This is a genomic window from Nonomuraea sp. H19, assembly GCF_052068215.1.
Lineage (GTDB): Bacteria > Actinomycetota > Actinomycetes > Streptosporangiales > Streptosporangiaceae > Nonomuraea.
The window spans coordinates 108,418-134,270 of the sequence record NZ_JBQHCV010000005.1 but is presented as its reverse complement, the minus strand read 5'-3'; the positions used below and the strand labels follow the sequence as shown (position 1 = coordinate 134,270).

Sequence of the window (25,853 nt, the reverse complement as noted above, 5' to 3'; positions counted from 1 at the left end):
TCAGGCGGCCGGGCCGTGCGGGGTGACCGTGATGCGGGTGCCGTCCGGCCACGTGAGTGTCACGCGGTCGTCGCCGGCCCGCACCGCCGGGGCGGGGGTGTCCTCGTCGCCCAGGACGGCCAGGGCCACCGCCCAGCCGTCCGCGGCCACGCCGTCGAGCACCGGCACCAGGGCCGGGCCGCCGAACGCCGTGCCTTCGGCGGCCTCGCGCGCTGACGCGGTGGTGTAGCCGTACAGGCCGGTCAGGATGGAACGGGGCGCGTCCGGCGAGACCAGCGACACAGACGGCGCGACGCTCACGGGCGGGGCGGCGTCCGTGACCGGCGCCATGGCTTCGGACCGCACCTCGGCGGTGGCGCCCGGCACGGCCCAGCCGGTCTGGCGGACGCGCGTGCCGGGCGCGACGCGGTGCACGCGGAGCTCGGCCGTGCCCCGTACCACGCTCACGCTCTCGACGCCCTCGCTCGCCGAGGCCGCCCACAGCAGCTCTCCGACCTGCCCCGCCCCCCGCGGCTCGATGGTGCCGCGGGCCGTGACCGTGCCGTCGTCCAGCACCGGGCCGAAGTGGTTGTCCGGGAGCTCGTCCGAGGTCGGCCCGGTATGGGTGGAGTAGGCGTACCGGTCGTAGAGCGGGTTCCAAGGGTGCTTCTGGCTGCCGTGGTTGAGCAGGCGGGCGATCCCGCCCGCGTTCTGCACCACGAACCCGGGACCGGCGAGGGCGATCGCCCCTGAAGGGCCGGGTTCCTCGGTGGCGGTCCACAGCGGGTGGTCGGGCGGGGCGAGCAGGCCGACGAACGCCTTGGCCGCCCAGTACGGCGACCCCCACCCCGAGTACGGCTGCAGCGACGCCTCGTGCGGCCCGTGCCAGCCCAGCGTGAGCAGCCCTTCGGGGGACAGCGCACCGCGTTCGAGGAAGTAGCGCACCGCCCCGGAGGCCAGCCGCCTGGTGGCGCCGGGCGACAGCGGCGTGTCGCCGGTCACCGCGCCCAGCATCAGCGAGGCCACCGCCGCGAACCGGTAGGTGACCGACCGCCCGTGGTAGAGCGGCTCTCCCTGTGCGCCGAACATCAGCGCGTACGAGGCGAGGAACTCGCGCAGCCGCGAGCGGTGTGCCGGGAGCGGCACGCCGGACAGCAGCCCGTAGAGGATCGGGTAGAAGTGCAGCGCCCAGCCGTTGTAGTGGTCGAAGGAGCGGTTGGGGCCGTCGGAGTACCAGCCGTCGCCGACGTACCAGGGCTCGATCGTGGCCAGGCCGCGCTCGATCGCGGCGTGCGCGGCCTGCTCCTCCACCCCGGCGCTCGCCAGGAAGGCGCCGACTGTCGTCGGAAAGAGCCACCAGTTGTTGTCGCACGGCTCGTGGCGCAGCACGCTCGCCAGGTACGCCCCCAGCCGCTCGCGCTCGCCGTCCTCCAGGGTGTCCCACAGGTGCTCGCGGGTCAGTTGCAGTCCCAGCGCCAGCGACGCGGCCTCCACCATCGGCTGGAACCGGTCCGCCATCGCCGGCCAGGACGCGGGCCCGCTGACGAACCCGGCCCGGTAGGGCTCAAGCAGCGCGGCAGGGCCGCCCCCGGCCACCCGGAAGGCGGCGATCAGGAACGTCCGGGCGAACCCCTCCATCCCATCGCATTTCGACCAGCTCGCCGGGCCCGGCAGCAGGATTGACGCGCCATCCGCCGACCGGTACGGCTCCACCGCCGCCAGCAGCCCGTCGGCCACGGCCTCCCAGTGCCGGCGCGTCCAGCCGGTGTACGGGCTGAGGGTGCGGTCCTCTTCGGGCAGCGCGAACACATCGAGCTCCAAGCCTCACGGAAAACGCTTTCCCGGGTCACTTTAGAACGGTCCTCTTCAACCGCACAAGACGGGACACCTCCGCGTGGATGACGAGGAGAGCGGCGCGGCCCTACGCTGCTCTGCATGCACAAACGGGTGATCGACGGCCGCTTCGAGCTGATGGAACGGCTCGGTGGCGGCGGCATGGGCCTGGTGTGGCGCGCCTGGGACGTGGCCCTGCACCGCGAGGTCGCGCTCAAGGAGGTGCGCCCGCCGGATCCCTCCATGGACGAGCAGGACCCGACCCGCGCCCGAGAGCTGCGCGCCAGGGTGCTGCGCGAGGCCCGCGCCCTCGCCCGGCTCAACCACCCGCACGTGGCCACCATCCACCACATCGTCGATGCCGGCGAGCAGGGTTACCCCTGGATCGTCATGGAGCTCGTCTCCGGCGGCTCGCTCCAGGACCGTCTCCAGCGCGGGCCCATGGCGCCGACGGAGACGGCCCGGCTGGGCCGCGAGGTCTTATCGGCCCTGCGTGCCGCGCACGCCGTCGGCATCCAGCATCGCGACGTCAAGCCCGCCAACGTCCTGATGCGCGAGGACGGCCGGTCGGTGCTCACCGACTTCGGCATCGCGGCGGTACGCGAGTCCACCAGCCTGACGGCCACCGGGTCGTTCATCGGCTCGCCCGAATACATGGCGCCCGAGCGCATCAACGGTTACGAAGGCGACCCCGCCTCCGACCTGTGGTCGCTCGGCATGCTGCTGTACGTGGCCGTGGAGGGACGGCATCCCATGCGCAGGAGCACCACGCTCGCGACGCTGGCCGCCGTGCTCAACCAGGACGTTCCGCCGCCGGAGCGCGCCGGGCCGCTCGCCCCCGTGCTGACCGCCCTTCTCAGGCGCGACCCGGGCGCCCGTCCCGACGCCGAGACCCTGGACCGCATGCTGGCATCGGTGCCCGGCCCCGGCTCTGGACCGATCCCACCGCCACCCGGCCCGGCCGCATCGGGCCCCGCCGTATCGGGACCGATGCCGCCCGTGTACGGCGGCCCGCCGGGGTCACAGCCGCCGGTGTACGGCGGCTCGCCGGGGTCGCAGCCGCCCGTGTACGGCGGCCGGCCGGGGTCGCAACCGCCCGTGTACGGCGGCCCGCCGGGCTCGCAGCCGCCTCCGTGGGGCGCGACCCCGATCCCGCAGGCCAAAACCGTGCCCTCGCGCCGCTCCAACCGCGCCGCCCGCAACGCCGCCGGCGCCGTGTCCCTCGCGGTGGTCGTGGTGGCCGGCGTCCTGGTGTGGCGCCTGCTCCCGGCGACGTCCTCCGTCGCGACCGGCGATCCCTCGCCGAGCGTGCTGACGCCGAACGCGAGCACCGTCCCCGACACCGCGAGCACCATTCCCGACACCCCGAGCACCGTCTCCGGCACCCCGAGCGCGAGCACGCCCGCCGAGCCCGAGAACCTGCTCACCCCCGCGGGCATGAAGGCCATGATCGCCAAACTGAAGCCGGTCATCGGCGGCAGCAAAATCGTCAGCATGGCGGTCTATCCGACCTACGCCTTCATCGAGGCCCCGCTCAAGGAGGACAAGGAGTTCTACGACAGGTACACCTACCGCAACGGCATCGTCACCCCCTCCGGCACCGGCGACAAGATCGACGGCCCGCTGATCGACCTGGACAAGTACAAATGGAACGCTCTCCCCGCGCTGATCAAGACGGCGGACAAGAGGCTGGGCGTCCCCAAGCCCATCAACCGCTACGTGCGCGTGGACTCCGACCGCCTGTCCGCCTCGCCGCGCCAGGTGCTGCGCGTCTATGTTTCCGACAAGTACCGCTCGGGCTATCTGGTCGCCAGCCCGGCGGGCAAGGTGCTCAGGACGTACCCGGACAGCTAGCCGCCGGTCAGCACACGTCCTGATAGCCGCTCTCCGGGATCAGGCGGGTCCACTCCGCCGGGCTCAGCGACCCGCCCGCCCTGGCGCACACCTCCTGAGCCGTCAGCGCCGGATCGACCGGGCTCTCGCGCACGCTGCCGTCCAGTGCGACGCCGCGCAACCACGTGCCGTCCTGGCTGAAGGCCAGCCCGGCGGCCCACGACCCGACCTGGCCCACCTCGCGCAGCGTGCGCACGTCCCACAGCGACGTGCGGGAGGCGTCGATGGCCAGCAGGTCGCCGCCGGGGGAGAAACGCAGCTCGTCCACCGCGGACGTGCCGGTCTCGATCGTGCCGAGCCGCCTTCGCTCGCGCGCGTCCCACAGCAGCACCCGGCCGCCGTCCAGCCCGAACGCCAGCGTGCGCCCGTCGGGGGAGAAGGCCAGCGCGGTCGGCACCGGCGCCTCGGCCGCGGTGCCGCTGCGCAGATCGAGCGGGGTGACCTTGCCGGTACGCAGGTCGAGCAGGTTGGCCCCGGCGGCCAGTGTCGCGCCGTCCGGGCTGAACGCCAGCGCCAGGTCGCCCGCGCCCTCGTAGACCCTGACCCGCCGTCCCTTGTGCACGTCCCACGTCTCCAGGGTCCGGCCGCGCGTGGTGGCCAGCAGGTCCCCCGTGGGGGAGAGCGCCACGGCCAGCACGTCGCCGCCCGCGTCGACGGAGGTCACCAGCCTGCCGCCGGTCACCTCCCACACGGTCACCGGGTCGCCGGCGACGGCGAGCAGGCGGCCGCTCGCGTCGAAGGCGAGGTCGCCGGCGGCCGCGATCCTGCCGACCTTCTTGTGCTCCACGGTGTCGGTGAGCTCGATCGCGTCCCCGACCTCCTTGGCCGCGTACCGGCCGTCGCCCGAGAAGGCGGCGGCCTGGTGGTCGTCCGAGGGGACGGGCAGGCCGGCGACGTCGAGCGAGACGACCGAGCCCGTGCCGCTCAGGTAGCGCAAAGCCCGCCCGTCCGCTGAGAACGTCAGGCCGGGCTGCGGGTCCTTGAGCGGGTACGCGCCGGCGAGCCGCCGCTCGGCCACGTTCCACACGCGGACTTCGCCGTCGCCGGGCAGGGCGAGCAGCCGCCCGTCGGGGCTGAAGACGGGGACGTCCGCCGAGGCGATGCCGTGGGCCGCCGGCAGTTTCTCGGTGCCGACGGCCCCTGCGCGGCGGACGCCGGGCGGCTCCAACGGGTCAGTGCGACGGGCCCCGCCACGACGGTCGCCGGCCGCGTCCGGAGCACGCTGCCCGCGCGCCCTGGCACGACGGGCCTCCGGGCCCTCCCTGGTGTCCGTGGCGTCGGCGGCGAGCGTGTCGGCCGCCGCCTTCGCGGGCTCCACGAGCGTGACCCCGTCTCGCCCCACCACCGCCAGCATCGTCCCGTCCGGGCTGAACGCCAGGGCCGGTGCCGCCGCGTCCGCGCCGATCAGCGGCCGGACCTCGAAGGTCGCCGTCCTGGTCCGGCCCGCCAGCTCCCACAGCTCGACCCGCCCGTCCAGCCCGGACACCGCCGCCGCGGCCCCGTCCCGGGACAGCGCCACCCTGCGGTCGGCGACCTCGAACAGCACCGCGCCGCCCCGGTAGACCCTGGTGGTGTTGCCGCGGCTGATCGCGTAGACGCCCCCGGCGGGCGTCCGCCCCGTCGCCACGTCGAAGGGCCGGCCGTCGACGCCCTCCGCATACCGCCCGTCGTCGCTCAGCGCCGCGTTGCCGGGCGGCAGCGCGTACGAGGCCAGCCGCCGCCCGGCGGCCACGTCCCACATGGTGACCGCACCGGCGTCCCATTTGACCAGCTCGTCGCCGCGCACCAGGTAGCGGGCCCGCGAGTCGGGCGCGGGATCGGTGAACACTCCCAGCTCCGGTTGCACGAGCGAGGCCTGCAACGCGGCCCGCGCCTCGAACACCGGCGACAGCCGCCAGGCGGCCACGCTCAGCCGCATCGCCGTCTGCGGATCGGACGACCGCAGCGCCTCCGCCCTGGCCGCCACGGCCCGCGCGTTGGCCTCGACGAGCTGCCCGCGCAGCTCGTGCTGCCCCTGTACGGAGACCACTGTCATGGCCACCGCGACGCCCAGCACCGCGCCCAGCGCCGTCAGCGAGGGAACGACCAGCCTTCTGCGCTGTTTGGACAGGGCAACGCTGTCGTTGATGAAGTCGCGTTCGAGCTGGTTGAGCCGCAGGTGGCGGCGCTTGGTCGCGGCCCAGCCGAGCGCGGTGTCCAGCTCCTGGCCGCGGAAGAGGCGGCTCCTGCCGCGCCGGTGCTCCGACCAGCGCCTGGCCGCCTCGCGGATCCGCCGGTGCGCCAGCAGGCTCTCGCGCTCGTCGGCCACCCAGCCGCGCAGCCGGGGCCAGGCCCGGTAGAGCGCGGCGCTGGCCGGCGCCACCCGCCCGTCGCCGACGGCCACGAGCTTGCCGACGGGGGTGTCCGTCGGCGGCACGCGTACGCTGCGGCGCACCAGGAGGCCGGCGGCCATGAGCGGGCCGAGCACGCCGCCCTCGTCGTGCGGGGTGTCGCCGTCCATCAGGCGCAGCAGCAGCCCCGGCACCTCCTCCTGCTGACCGGGCGTGAGCGCCAGGTACGCCGCTTCGGCCACGTCGCCCAGCGACCGCGGCCCGACGTGCCCGTCCGGCGGCCGCAGCGCGGCGACGACGTCGATGTCGAGCTCGTCCGCCTTGGGGCGATCGGCGGGATCCTTGGCCAGGGCGCGCCCGACCAGCCCCCGCAGCGAGTCCGGCAGGTCGCTCAGGTCGGGGTCCACGGCCAGCAGCCGGTGCATGACCCCGCCCGGACTGTCCCCGCGGAACGGGTCGCGGCCGGTGGCCGCGAACACCACCACCGCGCCCCACGCGAACACGTCCGCAGCCGCCCCGGCCTCCCGTCCCGTCAGCACCTCGGGCGCCAGGTAGGTGTACGTGCCGTCCACCGACCCCGCGGCCGGCAGACCCAGCTCGATCACCTTGGGGCCGCCGGCCGCGAGCAGCACGCTCTCCGGGTTCAGCCCGCGATGCGTCAGCCCCGCCGCGTGCAGGGCGCGCAGCGCGGCGGCCAGCGCGCCCGCCAGCGCGATCAGCTCCTCGCCCGCGTAGGGGCCGTGCAGCGCGACCGCCCGCCGCAGGTCGGGGCCGTCGACGTATTCGCTCACGACATAGGGCACGCGCCCGTCGATCCCGACGGCGACCACCTCGGCCAGATGGCGGCAGGTCACCCGCTCGAAGCGGCGCCCGACCTCTCCGCGCGGCACCGTGACCGCGTATCTGCGGCCCTCGTCGTCATAGGCGTCGTAGACCACGCCGCGGCCGCCCGCGCCGAGCCGGGCGGCCAGCCAGTAGCCGCCCAGCCTTTCGGGGTCGCCGGGCACCGTCATCACTGATGCTTAGATGCGCCGCGGGGGCCATTGGTTGTCCCCAGCTCTCGCAGCACCGCGTCCCGCACCTGTTCGGGCCGCATGACGCCGACGTCGCAGACCAGGTCGGACACCTCGCGGAAGTACGGCGCGCGGCGCGCCCGCATGGTGGCCGGATCGAAGTCGGGGCGATGGTCGCTGGAGCGCATCCGCTCGATCAGCACCTCGTCGGCGGCGTCCACCCAGACCACGAACGCCGCCCGCAACGCCGCGCGCACCTGGGCGTCCTCGACCGTGCTGGCCGCCGCCGCGATCACCTTGGGTTCGCCCACGAGCTCGTGCAGGACGTGCTCCGCCTCGTACCGGTGCAGGACGTCTGCCCCGTCGCGGGCGGCGAGCTCCGCGGCGGTGCCGCCGTACCTGGCCGTGAGGAACGGGTCACTGTCGCTGAAGGGCAGCTCGAGCGCCTCGGCGATCAAGCGGCCCGCCGTCGTCTTGCCCGAACCCATGAGCCCGATCACCACGACTGGTTTGTTTTTCGACATGTGGATAGAGGTTTCCTTCGTGTCAAGGAGGTAAATCTGATGACCATCGCCGGAAGCATCATCCTCATCATGCTCGGTGCGATCCTCACCTGGGCCGTCGAATTCGATCTCGCCGGCCTCGACATCAACGTCGTAGGGGTCATCCTCATGCTCGGCGGGCTGGTCGGACTCCTGTTCGGCATATACAGGATCAGCGTCACCCGCAGGGCGGTCGGCCCGATCGACGAGCCGGTGCACCGCCACGACATCTACACAGAGCCCGAGACGCGCAAGACCACCGTGTACGAGGACCGCCGTCACTACAACGAACCACCGCTGTAGGAGGTGAAGCAGCATGCCAGCCGTTGAAGAGCTGCCATCGACCATCAGGCGTTCGCCGAAGAAGGCCCAGACCACCTGGATCAAGGCGCATGACAACGCCGTGGAGCAGTACGGCGAGGGCCGGCGCGCCCATATGACCGCGTTCGCCGCGCTGAAGCACTCCTTCGAGAAAGTCGGCGACCACTGGGAGCCGAAGTCGGAGAAGGGCCCTTCCGACAAGGGTGCGACGGACCGGTCCGGCCGGACGGCCGAGGGCGTGGACGCCAATGCCAGCAAGGAACACCTGCAGAGCGTGGCCGCCAGGCTGGGCGTACGGGGCCGTTCCAAGATGACCAAGCAGGAGCTGGTGACCGCCATCAAGAAGGCCAACAGGCAGGCCACCGCCAAGGCCCGCAGCTGACGGCGCCACTCACAACAGCCGCTTGACCGCCGCGATGATCGCGTGGCGGTCAATGCGTGCGTCGGCGAGCTGCTCCTCCGGCGTCGCCGACCCCGGCAGCCCCGTCACCGCCAGCTTCACGACCCGTGGCCCGAGATCGCTGACGGCGTCCGTGACGGCGTCGCCGATCCCGCCCTCCAGCCGGTGGTCCTCCACCGTGATCAGGTTGCCCGTCGTGGTGGCCGCCTCGACCAGCGCCGCCGCGTCGACGGGCTTGACCGAGTACAGATCGATCACCCCCACCGGGACCCCGGCCTCGGCCAGTTCGTCGGCCGCCGCCAGCGCCTCGTGCACGGTCACCCCGGCCGCCACGATCGTGGCCCGGTCGCCGGAGGACTGCCGCAGCACCCGCGACCCGCCCACCGGGAACCGCTCGCCCGCCTCGTAGATCACCGGCGTGCTCCCGCGCGTGGTCCGCAGGTAAGACACGCCCTCGACGTCGGCCATCTCGGCGGTCAGCGCCGCCGCCTGGTTGGCGTCACATGGGTACAGGACGGTGCTGCCGTAGACGGCCCGCAGCATGGCCAGGTCCTCCAGCCCCATCTGGGAGGGTCCGTCCTCCCCGATGGACACGCCGGCGTGCGAGCCGACCAGCCGGATCGACGCCCGGCTCACCCCGGCCATCCTGATGAAGTCGTGCGCCCTGGTCAGGAACGCCGCGAAGGTGGCCGCGTACGGCTTCCAACCGCGCACCTGCAGTCCGACGGCGGCGGCGACCATCTGCTGCTCGGCGATGTACATCTCGAAGAACCGCTCGGGGAACTCCTCCCCGAACGTCTCGGTCTTGGTCGAGTCGGCGACCTCGCCGTCCAGCGCCACCACGTCTCCGCGGGCCGCGCCGAGCGCCGCCAGCGCCTCGCCGTACGCCGTCCGCGTGGCCACCTTCTCACCCACCTTGTACGAGGGCAGCTCCACCGGCCTGGTCGCGAACCGGTACGGCGCCGGGGCGGCGTCGGGCTTGCGCACCTCCACCCGCACGTCACGCCGCCCGCCCAGCTCCTCGATGGCCTTGCCGGGATCCTTGAGCGCCTTGCCGTGCGCGCCCTCGCGGTTCTCGACCTCCAGCACCCCTTCGCCTTTGCGTGTCTTGGCCAGGATCACGGTGGGCCGCCGGCGCGTGTTGCACGCGTCGCTGAGCGCGAAGTCGATCTGCCCGGGATCGTGCCCGTCGATCTCGATCGTGTGCCATCCGAACGCCCCGAACCTGCGCGCGTACGCGCCTGTGTCCCACCCGTGCCGGGTGGGCCCGCGCTGCCCGAGCCGGTTCACGTCCACGATGGCGGTCAGATGGGCCAGCCCTTCCTGGCCGGCGTGCTCCACGGCCTCCCAGACCGACCCCTCCGCCAGCTCACTGTCCCCGCAGAGCACCCACACCCGGTACGGCAGCCGCTCCAGCCGCCCGGCCATGGCGACCCCGACGCCGATCGGCAGCCCCTGCCCGAGCGATCCGGTGGCCACGTCCACCCAAGGCAGCCGGGGGGTGGGATGCCCCTCCAGCCGGCTGCCCCGGCGCCGGAACGACATCAGCTCCTCGTCGTCGATGACGTCGGCCGCCTTGTAGAGCGAGTAGAGCAGGGGAGAGGCGTGCCCCTTGGAGAAGATCAGATGGTCGTTGGCCGGGTTGCCGGGATCGGCGAAGTCATAGCGGAGGTGGCAGCTGAACAGCACGGCCATCAGGTCTGCCGCGGACATGGACGAGGTCGGATGACCTGAGCCGGCCGCGGCGGCGGCCCGTACGGAGTCGACGCGCAACTGTGCGGCCAGCTCGGTCAGGTATTGAAGATCGCGCTCAGGCATCAGGACCTCCTGGAGTGAGTTTCAGCCCGTCTACCCCTTCCGGCCGGCTTAAGTCGGCCGATCGGGCGTGGGAGCGCACGCCCCCACGCCCGTGGAGGTCACCTGAGGTCGGCGCGCGGTCAGCGGTGCCTGCGGCGGCGCAGCGCGGCGAGTACGGTGGCCGCGGCCGCGCCCCCGGTCAGCGTCGCCAGGATCTGGGCGCGGTGCTGCGACATCCACACCTGCGGGCTGCGGGCATGGGAGCGGCCGTCGAACGCGCCGTGCGCGCCGTAGTCCGTCGTCTCGTCGGCCGGTTCCCACAGGTTCGACACGCCGGTCGGCGGCTTCTCGTCCGTCTGCTGCGAGCTGATGCCGGTCCGTGCCACGTACCGGTCCACCAGTGCGGGGGCCACCCGCTGCGCCAGCAGGGTGGCGGCCGTGGTGGCGCCCACCCAGTACTCCTTGCGTTCCGGATGCTCGGCCGCGTACACGATGGCCCTGGCGGCCACCTCCGGCTGGTAGATCGGCGGGACCGGCTGCGGGTGGCGGCCCAGCTTGGACAGCACCCAGTCGAACTGCGGGGTGTTGAGCGCGGGCAACTGCACCATCGTGATCTTGATGTTGCTCCGGTCCGCGAACAGCTCCGTGCGGACCGACTCGGTGAAGCCCTTGATCGCGTGCTTGGCGCCGCAGTACGCCGACTGCAGGGGGATGCCGCGCTGCGACAGCGCCGAGCCGACCTGGACGACGGTCCCCGCGTTGCGCGGGCCCATCAGGTCCAGGGCGGCCTTCGTGCCCCAGACATATCCCAGGTACGTCACCGCGGTCGTGCGGCTGAACTCGTCGGGGGAGACATCGGTGAATTTCGCGAACACGCTGGAGAAGGCGCAGTTGATCCAGGCCGAGATCGGCCCCATCTCCTCCTCGATCCGCTCGGCCGCCCGCCGCACCTGGTCGTAGTCGGCGATGTCGGCCTCGTACACCTTGCCGCTGCCGCCCGCCACCCCCACGTCCACGGCGGCGGCGCCCAGCCCGGTCGTCCCGCGGGCGATCAGCGCCACCTTGGCCCCGCGCCGCCCCAGCTCCTGCGCGACCGCACGCCCGACCCCGCCGCTCGCGCCCGTCACCACCACGATCCGCCCGCGAAGTGGTGCCATGTCGAGATCAGCCCGCCTCTCCGTTGCCGCGCTCCTTCTGCCGTCGTACGGCGAGCACCATGTCGATCACCGTGGCCACGGCCAGCGCGACGGCGACCCCCGTCATCACGGGAGCCCGGGTGATGAGCCCCAGCACCGCGAACGCGAACAGGAACACCAGCATGAACGACCCCACCCTGACGTGCACCACGTCCCGCGGTGTGGCGGGCACCATGGCGTGCCCCTTGCGGTCCCGCTCTTCGTGCCACTTTCCGTTATCAGCCATGCCGCTCACCTGCCCGTCCTGTTTGTTGCCTAACGTCCTGGGTAGGCCGCCCCTTTGTGCCCGAGTTGCAACCCAGTGACCAAAGCGAGCCGGGGATCACCCGCCGCCGCCGGGGCCGCGGCTTCACCTACGAGGGGCCGGACGGCCGTCCGGTGCGCGACCCCGCCGCCATCGAGCGGATCAAGGCGCTGGCCATCCCCCCGGCCTGGACCGACGTGTGGATCTGCGCGTCGCCGTACGGGCACCTGCAGGCGGTGGGCACGGACGCGGCAGGACGCCGGCAGTACCGCTACCACGACGTGTGGCGCGAGCAGCAGGACCGGGCCAAGTTCGACCGGGTGCTGGAGATGGCCGAGCGGCTGCCCGCGTTCCGGAAGATCGTGGACGACCAGCTGGGCGGGCGCGGCCTGACCCGGCAGCGGGTGCTGGCCGCGGCCGCGCGCCTGCTCGACATCGGCTTCTTCCGCGTCGGCGGGGAGAGCTACGACACCTACGGCCTGGCCACCCTCAGGATGGAGCACGTCACCTGCGTGAACGGCATCGTCATCTGCTCCTACCAGGCCAAGGGCGACGTGCCGCGCGAGGTCGAGGTGGCCGATCCCGGCGCGTGCGCGGTGCTGCGCTCGCTCAGGGCGCTCGGCGTGGACGGAGAGCTGCTGCGGTACCGGCACAACCGCGGCTGGAGGGACGTCAGGAGCGAGGACATCAACGACTACCTCCGCGAGATCATCGGGTACGAGGTCACCGCCAAGGACTTCCGCACCTGGCACGCCACCGTCCTGGCCGCCGTGGGACTGGCGGTGTCCAGGCCGGCCGGCGCTGACGGAACGGCCAGCAAGAAGCGGGCGATCACCCGCGTCATGCGCGAGGTCTCCGAATACCTGGGCAACACCCCCACCGTGGCCCAGGCGTCGTACGTGGACCCGCGCGTCGTGGAGGCGTACGACCAGGACCGGACCATCGGCGCGGTGCTGACCGAGCTCGGCGCGGACGCCGACTTCGGGCAGCTGGCCACGGCCGGGCCGGTGGAGCGGGCGGTTATCGACCTCATTCGCGCCGTTTGAGGTGTTCATTGCCGGGCATGCGGCGACATGAAGAAGGAGGCGAGCGATGGAAGCTCCACAGTACGTCGCCGCCCGCGTCCAGCAGGCGCTGGCGGAGGACGCACGCACGAATGAGCTCGGGATTCGCGTCGACATAAGAGGTGACCAGCTGTTCCTGCGCGGCCAGGTGAGCGGGGCCGCCCAGCGCGAGCGGCTCAGTCAGGTGGCGCACGAGGCCGCTCCCGATCTCCGTGTGCACAACGAGGTCAAGGTCGTCGACGTCACCGAACCAGGAGAGGATGAGCATCTTGATTGACCTGCGCATAGCGGCCGTCGGAGACATCCACCTAGGGGAGGACGTCCGAGGCCAATACCGCAAGAGACTGGGGGGCATCGAGGACCGTGCCGACGTGCTGATGCTGGCCGGGGATCTGACCAGGCACGGGACGCTGGAGGAGGGCAAGCTGGTGGCCGACGAGCTACGCGACATGCCGATCCCGGTCGTCGCGGTGCTCGGGAACCACGACTATCACTCGGACATGCAGTACGAGATCGCCGGCGAGTTGCGGGACGCCGGAGTCGTCGTGCTCGACGACGACGGCGCCGTGATCCAGTGCGGGGACACGAAACTGGGCGTGGTCGGCGGGAAGGGCTTCGGCGGCGGATACGCCGGCAAGTGCGCGAGCGAGTTCGGCGAGCGCGAGATCAAGGACTTCGTGGCCCACACCCGCTACATCGCCGAGGCGTGGAAGGTCGCGCTGAAGGAGATGTCGGTCGAGCACCGTGTGGTGCTCTCGCACTACTCCCCGATCAAGGAGACGCTGGAGGGCGAGCCGCCCGAGATCTACCCCTTCCTCGGCAGTTATCTGCTGGCCGAGGCGGTCGACACGGCCGGCGCCGATCTGATCCTGCACGGGCACGCGCACAAAGGCAGTGAGAAAGGTATGACGCCGGGTGGCATCAGGGTGCGCAATGTGGCGCTGCCCGTGCTAGGACGTGCCTACGCCGTTTACTGTCTCGACGAAGGCGAGCCGGTTTACGAACGGAGTTAGCGGGGCGCCACCTTATACATTGAAGATGCTGACACCGCCGGGGCCGACGAGGAATCCGAGGACGATCAGCACGATCCCCCAGAGCAGGTCGCGCCGGGCCAGGATCACGTAGATCCCGGCGATGACGAGAATTACCGCGATGATCCAAAGCAGAGTAGCCATAGGCCTGCAACTGCCCCCAGGGCAAGCTACTTAACATGTTTTTCCCCGGCGCAACGGGCAGGGGTGCACTTATGGCGATATTCGGTTATTTCCTGTCCTGTGAGGAACACGGGCCGAAAGAGCTGGTTCGGCAGGCCAAGGCCGCCGAACGCGCCGGCTTCGAAGCGCTCTGGATCTCCGACCACTTCCACCCGTGGCTCGACGAGCAGGGGCAGTCCCCCTTCGTCTGGTCCGTGATCGGCGCCCTGGCCGAGGCCACGTCACTGCCGATCACCACCGCCGTGACCTGCCCGCTCATCCGTACCCACCCGGTGGTCATCGCCCAGGCCACGGCCACCACGGCGGCGTTGACCGGCGGCCGGTTCCGGCTCGGCGTGGGCACCGGCGAGGCGCTCAACGAGCACGTCGTCGAGTCCCGCTGGCCGCCGCTCAGCGAGCGGCTGGAGATGCTGGAGGAGGCCGTCGGTCTCATGCGGGAGCTGTTCACGGGCAAGCTGGTGACGCACAGGGGCCGCCACTACAGCGTGGACACCGCCAGGCTCTACACGCTGCCCGACGAGCCCGCGCCCATCGTCATGTCGGGGCTCGGCGCGAAGTCGACCGAACTGGCCGGCCGCATCGCCGACGGCTATGTCTCGACGGCGCCGAACGCGGATGCCGTCCAGGCCTTCCGCAAGGCCGGCGGCGCGGGCAAGCCGGCCCTCGGCGGGCTCAAGGCCTGCTACGCAACCGACGAGTCGTCGGCGCGTAAGACCGTCCACCGCCTGTGGCCCACACAGGGCATCAAGGGGGAGGCGTCGCAGCTCCTGCCGCTACCGCGGCACTTCGAGCAGCTCGCGGCGATGGTGACCGAGGACGAGGCGGTGAACGGCAGCCCGGTCGGCCCCGACCCCGAGGTGCATGCCCAGGCGATCCGGCAGTACCTGGACGCGGGGTTCGACGAGATCTACGTCAACCAGATCGGCGAGGAACAGGACGCGTTCTTCGACTTCTACGAGCGCGAGGTCCTGCCGCGGGTCCGCTAGGACGCCGACCGCATGAGTTTGGCGTAGGCGAGCTGCAGCCAGTCGGAGATCGCCACCGCGGTCATGGTCGCGCCCACGAGCCTCGTCGCCTTGGGCGCCAGCACCAGCCCGGCGGTGTATCCGGTGGCCACCCACTGGGCCAGGCAGAAGGGGCAGGCGAGCAGCTCGCCCACCGCGCCGCGCGGCGTCTCCTGTACCTCGGCCGGCCCGCTCTGGCCCTCGTACCGGGTGAAGGGCGCGCGGATGGGGCTGGTGACCGGGTCCTTGGCGAGCAACCGCGACACCTTGTGCGTGCAGGCCGCCATGAGCAGCAGGTCCATCACGCCGACGTGGTCGGGGGCGCGGCGGCCCGCCAGCGCCGTCACGGCGGCGGCCACGGCGACCGTACCGCCGTACGCGCCGAGGATGCCGGCGTATTTGCCGAGCGGCCGCTCGTGTTCGCCCTGGTACTCCTCTTGGGTCTGCTCCAGAATCTCCGTCATGGGGTTTGCCGCTACCCCCTACGGGGGCGGCATCACCCACATCCAACGTCTACTTGACGATCGGTTGGGTAGCCCGATCACATGAGCAGCCACGGCCACGCGGTCACCGACGCCATCCTTGACACGCTCAAGCGTGCCAGCTCCGCGCTGAAGGATGCCGGCGTGAAATTCGCGCTGGCCGGGGGGTGTGCCGCATACGCGAGAGGCGCCGCGCCCTCGCTGCACGACGTGGACTTCGTGCTGACGGAGCACGACGTGCCCGCCGCGCTGGAGGCGCTGCGCGCCCAGGGCTTTCAGACGGCCAAGCCGCCGGAGGACTGGCTGGTCAAGGCGTACGACGAGGGCCGGCTGGTGGATCTGATCTTCAGGGTGTCCGACCTGCCGATCACCGACAAACTGCTCGACCGGGCCGAGCCGCTGAAGGCGTCGGCGGTGATCGTTCCCGTGCTGGAGGCCACGGACCTGGTCATCACGTGGCTGCTGCCGCTGTCCGAGCACGCCTGCGACTACGGTGCGTTGCTGGCCCAGGTGCGTGCGTTGCGCGAGCAGGTCGACTGGCCGCGCGTGGCGGCGGTGACGGCGGACTCGCCGTACGCGAGCACGTTCATCACCCTGCTGGAGCGGCTGGGCGTGCTGAGCGGTCCCGTCGAGCCGTCGGGCGACCCCAAGTGGCCATGATCGCGAAGGGCCGCGGCCGGCCTGGCCGCGGCCCTCCTCATGGCACGTCGAGGTCACCCGGGGAACCGCCCGTAGTAGTCCCCAATCTTCGTGCGGTACTCGTGCTCCTTGAACGTGCCCTCGTCGAACTCGGGCGCCTCCTTGATCTCGGCCTTGGTGCGCGCGACGAACAGCTTGCGCTCCTGAGGGTCGATGCTCGTGATGACCTGGGCCGGGAGCATGACCTTCTTGCCGAAGATCCAGGGACCGGTGTCGACGATGACGTAGCTCTCGCCGACCTCGTATGTCGCCTCGTCGACGGACCCGACCTTCCCGTCGGTCGCCTGCACGTGGTAGCCCACCAGGTCCAGGCTCTTGCCGCGGTCGTAGACGTCCGGACGATAGTTCCAGAGCTCCATTGGGCTCTCTTCCTCTCTTCATCCGTCTTCGTCGGGCACGCCTCCGCTACCCGGGCACGCCCTCGTAAACCCCTGGCCCCGTTCTCCGGCCTCTACCTGCCCGTTCGTGCTTATTTGCGCCTTTTTGCCGCAAAGTGCGGCAGATGCGGCGATTATGCGCGTCGTCGCGCCCGTGCCCGTCATGCTTTCGACGGGGAGCCCTGACCGGTCCTGACAACCGCCTGCCAAGGGAGGCGTGGGAGCCCCAGGCGGGGATACCATCCGCGTCACGGACTGTGAGGGGGCCAGGTGAGTCTCGACAGCGATCAGGAATGGGCTCCACCCGGCGTCGATGCCGAGCGGCCGAGCGTGGCCCGCGTACACGACGCCCTGCTCGGCGGCTTGGAGAACTTCGCCAGCGACCGCTCGGTGGCCCGCCGGCTGAAGGACGCGGTGCCCGAAGTGGTGGACCTCGTCTGGTGCAACCGCGCCTTCATCGGCAGGGTCGTGGACTTCCTGATCCGCGAGGCGGGCATCCGGCAGATCATCGATCTGGGCGCCGGGCTGCCCACGGTGGAGAACACGCATGAGGTCGCCCAGTTCGCCGACCCCAGGTCCAGGGTGGTGTACGTCGACATCGACCCCATGGTGGAGCCGCACGCCCGCGCCCTGCTGAACGGCAACCCGTACGCCGACGCCATCACCGCCGACGCCCGCGACGTGGCTTCCGTGCTGGGCCACCCGGCGCTGACCCGGCTGATCGACCTGTCGCAGCCTACGGCGATCCTGGCCATCGGGCTGCTGCACCTGTTCTCGGACCAGGAGAACCCGCACGGCCTGATCCAGCGGTACGTGGCCGCGCTGCCGCCGGGCAGCTATCTGGCCGCCTCCAACTTCGTGGCCTCCGCCAGCCCCAAGTCCAAGGCCCTGGAGGCGCTGCTCCAGGCCACCATGGGTACCGGCTACTTCCGCGACAAGGCGGCCATCGCCGCCTATTTCGACGGGCTGGTGCTGGTGGACCCGGGCGTGGTGCACTTCCCGGAATGGCGCCCCGACGACCGCCTCCCCGGGCCTCTCGCTCCCTGGGAGGAGCTCCTGCTCGGCGGTGTGGGCCGCAAGCCCTGACAGGGGCGCCGGCCGGGATGAACTAGGGTGTGGGCTGTGCCGCGACTTTTGATCTGCTCCCCGCCGCCCGCCCAGTAGCGGGCGGCATTTCGCGAAATTTCCGGGTCTGATCGATCCGGGGGTGGTTGCTGCCCGCATTCCGGGCCCATCCCAACCACTCCATCCGGAGCTCTCTGTCATGACCCATGTCTCCGCCCGGCGGGGCGCCGTCTACGTGTCCGTGGCCGCGACCGCCTGGGGCACCGGCGGCGCCGCCGGCTCGCTCCTCTTCGACACCGGCGGTCTCGGCCCCGTCGGCGTGTCCCTCTGGCGCTACCTGCTCGGCGCCGCGTTTCTGCTGGCCCTCCGGCCCGCGCTCACCGGTCGCCTGGACTGGCGCGTGCTGCCGATCGGCGCCGGGATGGCCGTCTACCAGACCGCGTACTTCGCCGCGATCGCCCACTCCGGCGTGGCCGTCGCGACCGTGGTGACGATGGGCGCCACGCCCGTCTTCACCGCCCTCGGCAGCCGTTTCCTCCTGCGCGAGCGCCTCGGCAGGATCGCGCTCGCCGCCTTGGCCGCCGCCCTGGCCGGGCTCGTCCTGCTCACCGCCGAGACCGCGGCGCAGTCCCGTGCGTCCTCCGTCGCGGGTATCGGCTTCGCCGTGGCCTCGGCCGCCGGGTACGCCGGGGTCACGCTCTTCTCCCGGCGTCACCGGGACCACCAGCAGGGCATGGCCATCGGCGGGTTCGTCGTCGGCGCGGCGTGCCTGGCCCCGTTCGCCCTGGCGGACGGGGTGGTGCCGGAGGTCAGCTGGACATCGGTCGCCCTGCTGCTCTATCTGGGGGCGGTGCCGACGGCATTGGCCTACGGCCTGTTCTTCCGCGCGTTGACCGCGCTGCGCGCCACCACCGTGTCGATCATCTCGCTGGGTGAGGCCGTCGGCGCGGCTCTGCTCGGCGTCGTGCTCTTCGGCGAGCGGCTCACACCGCTCGCGTGGGCGGGGTGCGCACTGTTGCTGGCCGCGGTCGCGGTCCTCGCGGTGCGCGCGGAAAGGGGCTGACGCGGGCGGGAGCGGGTGTGGCGACTCAGGACCCCAGATGTATTAGGGTCCGTACGGCGACGCTTGCCGTACCGTCGCTCCGCTCCCTACCTTCCATCGGAGGGAACGGCGCCGACGGCGCGTGCGTTGGAGGAATTGTGGCCTCAATCAAGGGAATTTTCAGGAACCTCCTGGATCGTCCAGGAGGGGTGCCCCTGACCCCCTACCAGAAGATCGTCAAGGCGGCTGACGCGCGCGCCGACCGAGTGGGCAAGCTGGATGAGCTGCCCAAGCCCGGGATGGACGATCTGGCCGAGTTCTGCGCCGTCGCGCGGGAGGCCGCCGACCGGACCCTGGGGCTGCGGCCGTACAACGTGCAGCTCCTCGGCACGCTCGCGCTCCTCGACGGGAAGGTCGCGGAGATGGCGACCGGCGAGGGCAAGACGCTGTCGGGCGCCATGGCCGCCGCGGGCTACGCGCTGCAGGGCAAGCACGTTCACGTGATCTCCGTGAACGACTACCTGGCCAGGCGCGACGCCGAGTGGATGGGGCCCTTCTATGAGGCGCTCGGCGTCAGCGTGGGCTGGATCGGGCAGAACTCCACGCCGGAGGAGCGGCGCGAGGCGTACACGAAGGACGTGACCTACGGCCCGGTCAGCGAGATCGGGTTCGACGTGCTGCGCGACCGGCTGCACACCGACGCGAGCGAGATCATCGTGCCCGCGCCCGAGGTCGCGCTCATCGACGAGGCCGACTCCGTGCTCGTGGACGAGGCCCGCGTGCCGCTGGTGATGGCCGGATCGACCGACCCCGGCAACGCGGTGCCGGAGATGGCCGCACTGGTCAGGCAGCTCGTACGCGGCTACCACTACGAGATCGACGAGCAGGCGCGCAACGTCTACCTAACCGCCAAGGGCGCCGACAGCGTGGAGAACATCCTCGGCGTCGAGCTCTACGACGAGCACGAGCCCGGCGCGCTCATCGAGCTCAACCTGGCCCTGCACGCTCACGCGCTGCTCGCCCGCGACGTCGACTACATCGTGCGCGACGGCAAGGTCCAGTTGATCAACCCCTCGCGCGGCCGGGTGGCGCTGCTGCAGCGCTGGCCGGACGGCCTGCAGGCGGCCGTGGAGGCCAAGGAGGCGCTACCGCCCAGCGAGAAGGGCGAGATCCTCGACTCGATCACCGTGCAGGGCCTGATCCGCCGTTACCCGCAGATCTGCGGCATGACGGGCACGGCGGTGGCGGTCAGCGAGCAGCTCGGCGAGTTCTACGGCCTCAAGGTCGCGGTCATCCCGTCGAACCGGCCCTGCGTGCGTGAGGACGAGCCGGACCGCATCTACCCGACCGCGCCGGACAAGGACGCCGCTCTGGTCGAGGAGATCCAGGAGGCCCACGCCGCCGGCCGGCCCATCCTCATCGGCACGCTGGACGTGGCCGAGTCGGAGAACCTCGCCAAGCTGCTGCAGCGGCGTGGCCTGGAGCCGGTCGTGCTCAACGCCAAGAACGACGCGGAAGAGGCCGCGATCATCGCCAAGGCGGGCGAGCGCGGGGCCATCACCGTCTCGACCCAGATGGCCGGCCGCGGCACCGACATCCGCCTCGGCGACGGCGTCGCCGAGCTGGGCGGCCTCTACGTCATCGGCTCCGGCCGGCACGCCAGCAGCCGCCTCGACGACCAGCTCCGCGGGCGCGCCGGCCGCCAGGGCGACCCGGGCGGCTCGGTCTTCTTCGTCAGCATGCAGGACGACCTGATCACCCAGTTCGTCCCGGACGAGCGGCCGCCCGCCGCCGACCCCGACGGCCTCGTACGCCACCGGCGCGGCGCCTATCTCGTCGGCCACGCCCAGCGCGTCGCCGAGGGCGTAAACCTGGAGATCCACCGCAACACCTGGCGCTTCACCCGGCTCCTCGAGCACCAGCGCGAGCTGATCCTGGAGTGGCGCGACAAGGTCCTGCACGGCGACTCCGCCGCCAAGGCCCTGGAGGCGGCCGACCCCGAACGCTGGGCCGCGCTTCCCGAGGACACCAGGGACGAGACGGCCCGCCAGATCGTCCTGCACGCCATCGACACCTGCTGGACCGAGCACCTGGCGTTCCTGACGGACCTGCGCGAGGGCATCCACCTGCGGGCGCTGGGCCGGATGAGCCCGATCGACGAGTTCCACCGGGAGGCCGTGGCCGAGTACAAATCGCTGCAGGCCGAGGTGGAGCGGCGCTCGCTGGAAGCGTTCGAGGCGCCCGAGCCCGATCTGAAGCGGCCGACGGCGACCTGGACGTACCTGGTGCAGGACAACCCGTTCGGCACGGAATGGGACCGCATCCTCCGGCGCGTCACGGCGGCCACGCGCCGCGGCTGAGCTGACGCAATGAAAATCCGCTAGGCAGAGCGTGTACTCTCCGCGTACGATCGACGACGATAAGTAATCGTCGATCTACGGTCCAGGAGGGGCAATGTCCAGAGGAATGCGTATCGCCGCGGCGGTGGGCGGGGCCGTCGCGCTCCTGTCCGGCTTCCTGACGGTGTCCGCTTCGGCGGCGACGGTCCTGAACTGCGACACCTTCGTGCACGCGCAGGACAACGACCTGGGCATCGCCGCGTGCAGCAACCCCACAGGCCAGACCTGGATCTTCCGGGCCGTGGTGGTCTGCGGCCGGGCGCCGGACGTGGTGGGGGAGTGGGTGACGCTCCCGCCGGGCGCGTCCGGGGAGTCGCAGGGATACTGCGGCGGCATCTTCACCAGCGGCGTCGGCGCGGTCGGCGTGGACGAGCGGCTCGCCTGAAAGTCCCATGAGTCCCGCACGGGCCTCTGCCGCCCTCTCCCTGATCGTCACCGTGATCGGATTCGCAGCACCGGCCCATGCGGTGACTCTGGAGCAGAAACTCGCCGCCCTTACCGGCTTCACCCAGCCCACCGCCGGCAGCGCGGCGTCCTGGCGGGACGCCTGGCACAACCAGGCGTCCTGGGCCGGCTACGTCTTCGACTGGTCGACCGACCTGTGCTCCAGCAGCCCCGACAAGCCGCTCGGCTACGATTTCCGGATGCCGTGCCGGCGGCACGATTTCGGCTACCGCAATTACCGGGCGGTGAGCCGGTTCCCGGTGAACAAGTCACGTATCGACGACGCGTTCCACTTCGACATGAAGCAGGTCTGCGCCCGATACTCGGGAGCCGCCAAGTCGACCTGTGACGGTCTCGCCTGGACCTACTACCAGGCGGTCCGGCTGTTCGGCGACCTCGTGGTCACCGACGAGCAGATCCAGCGGGTCCGGCAGGCCCATAACGCCGGCGCCGGTTCGGCGTACCTGACAGAAGGTGGCAGGTACGCCTGAAACACTCAATCCATGACGACGAAGGCGAAGCTCCTGGCGGTCAGCATCGACTGCGCGGAGCCCAAGAAACTGGCCGCGTTCTATCACGAGGTGACCGGCTGGGACATCCAGCATGCGGAGGACGAATACGCGGCCGTGGGCAACGAGACCATGAACATCTACTTCGGGCGCGTCGCCGAGCGCAAGCCCGTGGTGTGGCCGAGCCCGGACAAGCAGTTCCACCTGGACTTGCTGGTGCCGGACGTGGAGCGGGCGGTCGAGGAGTACATCGCGCTGGGGGCGACCAAGCCCGAGTTCCAGCCGGGGGTCACGGAGGACGGGACGCGCTGGATCGTCCTGCAGGACCCCGAGGGGCACCTGTTCTGCGTCTGCCCCGACGCGTCCTGATCGAGCCCCCAGGCCGCCGAAGTCGCCTCCGGGGCGGGGCGTGGCACCCCACGTCGCGCCCTCCACGGAGACCAAATCGAAGTCCAGAATGGGCCATTTGTTCGTGCTGGTCATGGGCACTATTCGGCGAATGATCAGCCTAAAGTAGGATTTCACCGGCTCGGTTGGCTCATAAGCTAGAGCAATGCTCTTGGAAGGATCCATGCCCCTGCGTGGGCGACCATGACCTGGGTCGGCCTGATCATCGCCCTGGCGGGAGCGCTTGGATACGCGCTCGGCGCAGCTCTGCAGCAGTACGAGGCCGTGGCCGAAGGCGCCTCGTTCAAGCTGGTGAGACGACCTCGCTGGTGGATCGGCGGCGCCATCGGCTTCACCGGCGCGTCCCTGCATGCCGTGGCGCTGAGCTTCGCCCCGCTGGTGGCCGTCCAGCCGATCAGCGTCGCCACGCTGGTGTTCGCCGTGCCGCTGGCCGCGTTCATGTATGGGCGCAAGCCGTACAAGGCGGAGATCTTCGGCTCGATCGCGGTGGCCGTGGGCCTGCTCTGGCTCATGCTGCTGGTGCCGCCGCACAACGTGCCGCCTCGGTTGGGCGACGGTGCGGCCCTCGGGTTCCTGGCCGTGATCGGCGCGATCGTCCTGGTCACCCAGGTGTTCGCGGGCCGCCTCCACGGCCCCGGCCGGGCGCTGCTGCTGTCGGTGGGCGCCGGGGTGGTCACCGCAAGCGTGTCGACGTTCGTCCGCGTGGTGGGCGGTGGCATGCAGGGGGACTGGGGCAGGCTGTTGCACTGGTTCACGCTCGCCGTGCCCGTGCTGCTCGTCTGCGCGGTGGTGCTGCTGCAACGCTCCTACGCCGTGGGGTACTTCGGCATCGCGTACGCGGGCGTACAGGTCATCGACCCGATCACCTCGGTCCTGGCGGGGGCGCTCCTGCTCGGTGAGCCGCTGCCGACGAGCTCGTCCACGGCGATCCCCGCGCTGCTCGCCAGCGCGCTGACCATCGGCGGCACGATCACGCTCGGCCGCCTGGCCCCCGACCACTCCCACGCCGTCACCGCGGCGGAGCCCTCAGCCCCGGTGGAGCCCCCCGGCCCGGCAGAGCCCTCCGCTCCGACGCCGCCCCGTCCGGTGGCGGCGTCCTCAGAAGTCAACTGATCATCCCGGAAGCGCCGGCCACCGGCGGGCGCCAGCCCAGTACCTCGTCCATGGACCGCAGCATCAGGTCCGGGCTGAGCCTGGCAGCCGTGGACATCGCGAGGTCACGCAACCGCACCGCCACGGGGTTACGAATCTTGGTCACCCGGCAGATGCTCATCGCCTGCCGTACGATCTTCGACGTCCGTTCCCGCCGGGCGGCGGTGTAAGCGGCGAGAGCGTCCCCGGCCACGTGCGCCAGGACGACCGCGTCCTCGATCGCCTGGCAGGCGCCCTGTCCGAGGTTCGGCGTCATCGGGTGTGCCGCGTCGCCGACCAGTGCCACCCTGCCGCGGTGGAAGGCGGGCAACGGCGTGTCGAAGTAGTGGACGTCGTTGCGGATGATGTCGGCCGGGTCGGCCGCCCGCAGCAGCGCGGGAATCGGCTCGTGCCAGTCGCCGAACCTCCGCAGCAGCTCTTCCCGCTCGTCGCCGAGCACGGTGCCCGCGGGCAGCACGTCGGTGGCGTACACGTACACCATGCCATCGGCCAGCGGCATCACCCCGAACACCAGCCCTCTGCCCCAGGTCTCCGTGCTGCGGATGTCCAGATCCCCCCGCGGCATGAGGCCGCGCCAGGCCGTCACCCCTGAGTACGCCGGACCCGGGTGCCCTGGGAAGAGCCCCTGCCGCGTCCTGGAGTGGATGCCGTCGGCGGCCACGACCAGATCGGCCTCCAGATCACCGCCGCCGGTCCGCACCACGCCCTTGTCGGCGTCCACATCGGACACGGTGACGCCCAGCCGCAGGTCGGCGGAGCCCAGCGCGTTCGCGAGCACCTCCATCAGCGTCGCCCGCAGCATGACGACCACCGAGTCCCCGTAGCGCGCTTCCGCGATGTCGCGGGTCGTGTGCACCAGCCACCGGCCGTCCGGTCTGCGTATCCCGACCTGCCCCTGCAGGCCGGACAGCTTGCGTATGGGACCGCCGAGGTCGAGCGTGTCGAGCGCCTTCAGGGCGTTGGCCGCGATCGCCAGCCCGGACCCGACGGGGTCGATCCTGGGAGCCCGCTCCAGCACGGTCACGTCCCACCCTTTGCGGCGTAGCGCTATCCCACTGGTCAACCCGCCGACACCGGCGCCGATCACGACAGCCTTGGGCATCTCACGCCCTCCTCTAACTACGTCTGTAGTGTCACCATACTACGCCTGTAGTCAGGTGGCACTACCGCTGTAGTATCGGGTCCTGTGAAACGCTCAGAGGCCGTGGCCGACGCGGCCATCACGTTGCTGGCCGAGCGAGGTATGCGCGGCCTCACTCACCGGGCCGTCGACGAGGCCGCCGGTCTCCCTCCCGGCTCCACGTCCAACCTCGCCCGCACCCGCGCCGCGCTGCTGGAGCTGACCTTGGCAAGGCTCACGGAGCTGGAGATGGCGGCGCTGGCCCCGGCGTACCAGGGTGCCGGCTTCGAGCCGGCAGACCTGCCCGGTCTCCTGGCGGAGGCGCTGTACATCCAGCTCCAGGACCGCAGGCGCACGCTGGCCCGCTACGAGCTGGCGCTGGAGGCGACGAGACGGCCGGAGCTACGCAAGATCTACGACGCGGCGGGCCGCCGCTTCCGTGACCCCGCCGTCGCGATGCTGGCCGCGCTGGGCTCCCAGGACCCGGTACGGCACGCGCGCCGGCTGGTGGCGTTCGGGGAAGGGCTCATGTTCGACGCCATCGCGGGGGCCGGTTCCATGCCGGCCTTTGACGAGCTCAGCGACGCGATGCGGGACCTCCTGGCCGGCATGCTCCGCTGACCCGTGCTTGTGATCTCAGCCCAGCGTCACCCGTTACGTGTCACGGGTTCAGGCGAGCCCGGTGCTGTGGCCACTCCTCATCGAGGATGCCGAAACAGACAGTGTCGCGCCAGGTGCCGTCCGGCCTCTTGCGGTGCCGCCGCAGCGTGCCCTCGTGCACCCCGCCGATCCGCTTGATGGCGTTCTGCGAGCGGAGGTTGAGCACGTCCGTCTTGAGCAGGACGCGGTTGTACCCGAGCCCGAAGGCGTGGTCGATCAGCAGCAGCTTGCAGCTCGTGTTGACGGCCGTGCGCCACACCGCGCGGCCGTACCAGGTCCAGCCGATCTCGACGGTCTCGTCGAAGCCCGGCACATCGCAGTACGTGGTCCAGCCGACGGCCCGCCCGCTCTCCTTCAGCACCACCGCGAGGGGGACGTGGCGGTCGTCGTCGATCAGCCCCCGGGCGACCTTCCCCAGGTCCGCCTCCGACCGCGGCGTCGCGGTCGGCAGCCAGCGCCACACCTCGTCGTCCCCGCCCCCGGCGGCGAACAGGTCGGGTACGTGGTCGAGGGCGAGCGGCTCGAGCCGGACGACGTCGTTCTCGAGCACTACAGGGGCAGGCAGCTTCGCGGTCATGGCGGCAACCTTAGGGGGCGCACGAAATCACGATTATGGCCACATGCCGGTTTTTGCGGGGAACCACCTGTCGACACTCATACCGGCCG

At 71.3% G+C, this 25,853-nt stretch carries 27 protein-coding genes; 16 read left to right on the top strand and 11 right to left on the bottom strand.

The features are described from left to right. Positions 1–1,800: a DUF2264 domain-containing protein gene (locus tag ACTMTI_RS12375; RefSeq protein WP_441120414.1), complete on the bottom strand. Its 1,800-nt coding sequence runs from the start codon at positions 1,798–1,800 to the stop codon at positions 1–3. 114 nt (positions 1,801–1,914) lie between these two features. Between ACTMTI_RS12375 and ACTMTI_RS12370 the strand changes: the two genes are divergently transcribed. Continuing rightward, entirely contained in the window at positions 1,915–3,666 is a 1,752-nt protein-coding gene (locus tag ACTMTI_RS12370) for a serine/threonine-protein kinase (RefSeq protein ID WP_441120413.1), read from the top strand. A gap of 7 nt (positions 3,667–3,673) precedes the next feature. Here ACTMTI_RS12370 and ACTMTI_RS12365 read toward each other — a convergent pair whose 3' ends face one another. Together ACTMTI_RS12365 and ACTMTI_RS12360 are read right to left on the bottom strand one after the other, a co-directional pair. After that, positions 3,674–7,048 carry a protein kinase domain-containing protein gene (locus ACTMTI_RS12365; RefSeq protein WP_441120412.1) on the bottom strand — a complete coding sequence of 1,125 codons (3,375 nt, stop codon included), beginning with the start codon at positions 7,046–7,048 and terminating at the stop codon, positions 3,674–3,676. After that, positions 7,048–7,572, bottom strand: a complete 525-nt coding sequence (locus ACTMTI_RS12360) for a shikimate kinase (protein WP_441120411.1) — start codon at positions 7,570–7,572, stop codon at positions 7,048–7,050. Before ACTMTI_RS12360 ends, ACTMTI_RS12365 begins: the two co-directional genes overlap by 1 nt. A gap of 39 nt (positions 7,573–7,611) precedes the next feature. Here ACTMTI_RS12360 and ACTMTI_RS12355 point away from each other — a divergent pair, with 39 nt between their 5' ends. Both ACTMTI_RS12355 and ACTMTI_RS12350 read left to right on the top strand, forming a co-directional pair. Continuing rightward, the gene (locus ACTMTI_RS12355) at positions 7,612–7,893 is read left to right on the top strand and encodes a hypothetical protein (protein ID WP_441120410.1); all 282 of its coding nucleotides are present in this window, start codon (positions 7,612–7,614) and stop codon (positions 7,891–7,893) included. 13 nt (positions 7,894–7,906) lie between these two features. Further along, positions 7,907–8,293 carry a ChaB family protein gene (locus ACTMTI_RS12350; RefSeq protein ID WP_441120409.1) on the top strand — a complete coding sequence of 129 codons (387 nt, stop codon included), beginning with the start codon at positions 7,907–7,909 and terminating at the stop codon, positions 8,291–8,293. 9 nt (positions 8,294–8,302) lie between these two features. On the opposite strand, the gene ACTMTI_RS12345 is transcribed toward ACTMTI_RS12350, so the two are convergent. The 3 genes from ACTMTI_RS12345 to ACTMTI_RS12335 all read right to left on the bottom strand — a co-directional run bounded on the left by ACTMTI_RS12345 (position 8,303) and on the right by ACTMTI_RS12335 (position 11,530). Next, positions 8,303–10,129, bottom strand: coding sequence for a transketolase (locus ACTMTI_RS12345; protein WP_441120408.1), 1,827 nt, complete (start codon positions 10,127–10,129; stop codon positions 8,303–8,305). Positions 10,130–10,248: 119 nt separating this feature from the next. After that, positions 10,249–11,265, bottom strand: a complete 1,017-nt coding sequence (locus ACTMTI_RS12340; RefSeq protein ID WP_441120407.1) for an SDR family oxidoreductase — start codon at positions 11,263–11,265, stop codon at positions 10,249–10,251. Positions 11,266–11,272: 7 nt separating this feature from the next. Continuing rightward, positions 11,273–11,530, bottom strand: a complete 258-nt coding sequence (locus ACTMTI_RS12335; RefSeq protein ID WP_441120406.1) for a hypothetical protein — start codon at positions 11,528–11,530, stop codon at positions 11,273–11,275. 56 nt (positions 11,531–11,586) lie between these two features. Between ACTMTI_RS12335 and ACTMTI_RS12330 the strand changes: the two genes are divergently transcribed. Genes ACTMTI_RS12330 through ACTMTI_RS12320 form a run of 3 tightly spaced genes read left to right on the top strand, consistent with a single transcriptional unit; the run spans position 11,587 to position 13,625 of the window. After that, positions 11,587–12,594, top strand: coding sequence for a DNA topoisomerase IB (locus ACTMTI_RS12330; protein ID WP_441120405.1), 1,008 nt, complete (start codon positions 11,587–11,589; stop codon positions 12,592–12,594). 46 nt (positions 12,595–12,640) lie between these two features. Further along, entirely contained in the window at positions 12,641–12,889 is a 249-nt protein-coding gene (locus tag ACTMTI_RS12325) for a BON domain-containing protein (RefSeq protein ID WP_441120404.1), read from the top strand. Continuing rightward, a complete protein-coding gene (locus ACTMTI_RS12320) occupies positions 12,873–13,625 on the top strand; it encodes a metallophosphoesterase family protein (protein WP_441120403.1) in 753 nt (250 codons plus the stop codon). Before ACTMTI_RS12325 ends, ACTMTI_RS12320 begins: the two co-directional genes overlap by 17 nt. A 12-nt stretch (positions 13,626–13,637) precedes the next feature. On the opposite strand, the gene ACTMTI_RS12315 is transcribed toward ACTMTI_RS12320, so the two are convergent. Next, the gene (locus tag ACTMTI_RS12315; protein WP_020543887.1) at positions 13,638–13,787 is read right to left on the bottom strand and encodes a GPGG-motif small membrane protein; all 150 of its coding nucleotides are present in this window, start codon (positions 13,785–13,787) and stop codon (positions 13,638–13,640) included. Positions 13,788–13,858: 71 nt separating this feature from the next. On the opposite strand from ACTMTI_RS12315, the gene ACTMTI_RS12310 reads away from it, so the two are divergent. Continuing rightward, the gene (locus tag ACTMTI_RS12310; RefSeq protein WP_441120402.1) at positions 13,859–14,812 is read left to right on the top strand and encodes a TIGR03557 family F420-dependent LLM class oxidoreductase; all 954 of its coding nucleotides are present in this window, start codon (positions 13,859–13,861) and stop codon (positions 14,810–14,812) included. Here the strand turns inward: ACTMTI_RS12310 and ACTMTI_RS12305 are convergent. Beyond that, on the bottom strand, positions 14,809–15,294 hold the full coding sequence (locus ACTMTI_RS12305) for a DUF1360 domain-containing protein (RefSeq protein ID WP_441120401.1): 486 nt from the start codon (positions 15,292–15,294) through the stop codon (positions 14,809–14,811). The genes ACTMTI_RS12310 and ACTMTI_RS12305 overlap by 4 nt on opposite strands. Positions 15,295–15,375: 81 nt before the next feature. Here ACTMTI_RS12305 and ACTMTI_RS12300 point away from each other — a divergent pair, with 81 nt between their 5' ends. Beyond that, a complete protein-coding gene (locus ACTMTI_RS12300) occupies positions 15,376–15,972 on the top strand; it encodes a nucleotidyltransferase (RefSeq protein WP_441120400.1) in 597 nt (198 codons plus the stop codon). A 53-nt stretch (positions 15,973–16,025) separates the two neighbouring features. On the opposite strand, the gene ACTMTI_RS12295 is transcribed toward ACTMTI_RS12300, so the two are convergent. Continuing rightward, entirely contained in the window at positions 16,026–16,370 is a 345-nt protein-coding gene (locus tag ACTMTI_RS12295; RefSeq protein ID WP_441120399.1) for a PRC-barrel domain containing protein, read from the bottom strand. Positions 16,371–16,658: 288 nt separating this feature from the next. Between ACTMTI_RS12295 and ACTMTI_RS12290 the strand changes: the two genes are divergently transcribed. The 7 genes from ACTMTI_RS12290 to ACTMTI_RS12260 all read left to right on the top strand — a co-directional run bounded on the left by ACTMTI_RS12290 (position 16,659) and on the right by ACTMTI_RS12260 (position 23,368). After that, positions 16,659–17,474 carry an SAM-dependent methyltransferase gene (locus ACTMTI_RS12290; protein ID WP_441120398.1) on the top strand — a complete coding sequence of 272 codons (816 nt, stop codon included), beginning with the start codon at positions 16,659–16,661 and terminating at the stop codon, positions 17,472–17,474. Positions 17,475–17,652: 178 nt separating this feature from the next. Continuing rightward, positions 17,653–18,516 carry a DMT family transporter gene (locus ACTMTI_RS12285; RefSeq protein WP_441120397.1) on the top strand — a complete coding sequence of 288 codons (864 nt, stop codon included), beginning with the start codon at positions 17,653–17,655 and terminating at the stop codon, positions 18,514–18,516. Between the two features lie 188 nt (positions 18,517–18,704). Then, positions 18,705–20,855, top strand: coding sequence for an accessory Sec system translocase SecA2 (gene secA2, locus ACTMTI_RS12280; RefSeq protein ID WP_441120396.1), 2,151 nt, complete (start codon positions 18,705–18,707; stop codon positions 20,853–20,855). Between the two features lie 94 nt (positions 20,856–20,949). Continuing rightward, entirely contained in the window at positions 20,950–21,279 is a 330-nt protein-coding gene (locus ACTMTI_RS12275; protein ID WP_441120395.1) for a hypothetical protein, read from the top strand. A 7-nt stretch (positions 21,280–21,286) separates the two neighbouring features. Then, positions 21,287–21,829, top strand: coding sequence for a phospholipase (locus ACTMTI_RS12270; protein ID WP_441120394.1), 543 nt, complete (start codon positions 21,287–21,289; stop codon positions 21,827–21,829). Between the two features lie 12 nt (positions 21,830–21,841). Next, the gene (locus ACTMTI_RS12265; protein ID WP_441120393.1) at positions 21,842–22,216 is read left to right on the top strand and encodes a VOC family protein; all 375 of its coding nucleotides are present in this window, start codon (positions 21,842–21,844) and stop codon (positions 22,214–22,216) included. Positions 22,217–22,438: 222 nt separating this feature from the next. Next, positions 22,439–23,368 carry a DMT family transporter gene (locus ACTMTI_RS12260; RefSeq protein ID WP_441120392.1) on the top strand — a complete coding sequence of 310 codons (930 nt, stop codon included), beginning with the start codon at positions 22,439–22,441 and terminating at the stop codon, positions 23,366–23,368. Here ACTMTI_RS12260 and ACTMTI_RS12255 read toward each other — a convergent pair. Continuing rightward, positions 23,361–24,509, bottom strand: a complete 1,149-nt coding sequence (locus ACTMTI_RS12255) for an FAD-dependent monooxygenase (protein WP_441120391.1) — start codon at positions 24,507–24,509, stop codon at positions 23,361–23,363. The genes ACTMTI_RS12260 and ACTMTI_RS12255 overlap by 8 nt on opposite strands. 84 nt (positions 24,510–24,593) lie before the next feature. Between ACTMTI_RS12255 and ACTMTI_RS12250 the strand changes: the two genes are divergently transcribed. Then, complete coding sequence (locus tag ACTMTI_RS12250; protein WP_441120390.1) at positions 24,594–25,148, top strand: TetR/AcrR family transcriptional regulator; 555 nt, start codon at positions 24,594–24,596, stop codon at positions 25,146–25,148. A gap of 40 nt (positions 25,149–25,188) precedes the next feature. On the opposite strand, the gene ACTMTI_RS12245 is transcribed toward ACTMTI_RS12250, so the two are convergent. Then, on the bottom strand, positions 25,189–25,764 hold the full coding sequence (locus ACTMTI_RS12245) for a GNAT family N-acetyltransferase (RefSeq protein WP_441120389.1): 576 nt from the start codon (positions 25,762–25,764) through the stop codon (positions 25,189–25,191). Between the last annotated feature and the right edge of the window lie 89 nt (positions 25,765–25,853).

Excerpts from the sequence above, each read along its gene's own strand:
- ACTMTI_RS12370 (WP_441120413.1), top strand. The coding sequence starts at position 1,915 with ATGCACAAACGGGTGATCGACGGCCGCTTCGAGCTGATGGAACGGCTC.
- ACTMTI_RS12365 (WP_441120412.1), bottom strand. The coding sequence starts at position 7,048 with ATGACGGTGCCCGGCGACCCCGAAAGGCTGGGCGGCTACTGGCTGGCC.
- ACTMTI_RS12360 (WP_441120411.1), bottom strand. The coding sequence starts at position 7,572 with ATGTCGAAAAACAAACCAGTCGTGGTGATCGGGCTCATGGGTTCGGGC.
- ACTMTI_RS12355 (WP_441120410.1), top strand. The coding sequence starts at position 7,612 with ATGACCATCGCCGGAAGCATCATCCTCATCATGCTCGGTGCGATCCTC.
- ACTMTI_RS12350 (WP_441120409.1), top strand. The coding sequence starts at position 7,907 with ATGCCAGCCGTTGAAGAGCTGCCATCGACCATCAGGCGTTCGCCGAAG.
- ACTMTI_RS12345 (WP_441120408.1), bottom strand. The coding sequence starts at position 10,129 with ATGCCTGAGCGCGATCTTCAATACCTGACCGAGCTGGCCGCACAGTTG.
- ACTMTI_RS12340 (WP_441120407.1), bottom strand. The coding sequence starts at position 11,265 with ATGGCACCACTTCGCGGGCGGATCGTGGTGGTGACGGGCGCGAGCGGC.
- ACTMTI_RS12335 (WP_441120406.1), bottom strand. The coding sequence starts at position 11,530 with ATGGCTGATAACGGAAAGTGGCACGAAGAGCGGGACCGCAAGGGGCAC.
- ACTMTI_RS12325 (WP_441120404.1), top strand. The coding sequence starts at position 12,641 with ATGGAAGCTCCACAGTACGTCGCCGCCCGCGTCCAGCAGGCGCTGGCG.
- ACTMTI_RS12320 (WP_441120403.1), top strand. The coding sequence starts at position 12,873 with ATGAGCATCTTGATTGACCTGCGCATAGCGGCCGTCGGAGACATCCAC.
- ACTMTI_RS12315 (WP_020543887.1), bottom strand. The coding sequence starts at position 13,787 with ATGGCTACTCTGCTTTGGATCATCGCGGTAATTCTCGTCATCGCCGGG.
- ACTMTI_RS12310 (WP_441120402.1), top strand. The coding sequence starts at position 13,859 with ATGGCGATATTCGGTTATTTCCTGTCCTGTGAGGAACACGGGCCGAAA.
- ACTMTI_RS12305 (WP_441120401.1), bottom strand. The coding sequence starts at position 15,294 with ATGACGGAGATTCTGGAGCAGACCCAAGAGGAGTACCAGGGCGAACAC.
- ACTMTI_RS12300 (WP_441120400.1), top strand. The coding sequence starts at position 15,376 with ATGAGCAGCCACGGCCACGCGGTCACCGACGCCATCCTTGACACGCTC.
- ACTMTI_RS12295 (WP_441120399.1), bottom strand. The coding sequence starts at position 16,370 with ATGGAGCTCTGGAACTATCGTCCGGACGTCTACGACCGCGGCAAGAGC.
- ACTMTI_RS12285 (WP_441120397.1), top strand. The coding sequence starts at position 17,653 with ATGACCCATGTCTCCGCCCGGCGGGGCGCCGTCTACGTGTCCGTGGCC.
- ACTMTI_RS12275 (WP_441120395.1), top strand. The coding sequence starts at position 20,950 with ATGTCCAGAGGAATGCGTATCGCCGCGGCGGTGGGCGGGGCCGTCGCG.
- ACTMTI_RS12270 (WP_441120394.1), top strand. The coding sequence starts at position 21,287 with ATGAGTCCCGCACGGGCCTCTGCCGCCCTCTCCCTGATCGTCACCGTG.
- ACTMTI_RS12265 (WP_441120393.1), top strand. The coding sequence starts at position 21,842 with ATGACGACGAAGGCGAAGCTCCTGGCGGTCAGCATCGACTGCGCGGAG.
- ACTMTI_RS12260 (WP_441120392.1), top strand. The coding sequence starts at position 22,439 with ATGACCTGGGTCGGCCTGATCATCGCCCTGGCGGGAGCGCTTGGATAC.
- ACTMTI_RS12255 (WP_441120391.1), bottom strand. The coding sequence starts at position 24,509 with ATGCCCAAGGCTGTCGTGATCGGCGCCGGTGTCGGCGGGTTGACCAGT.
- ACTMTI_RS12245 (WP_441120389.1), bottom strand. The coding sequence starts at position 25,764 with ATGACCGCGAAGCTGCCTGCCCCTGTAGTGCTCGAGAACGACGTCGTC.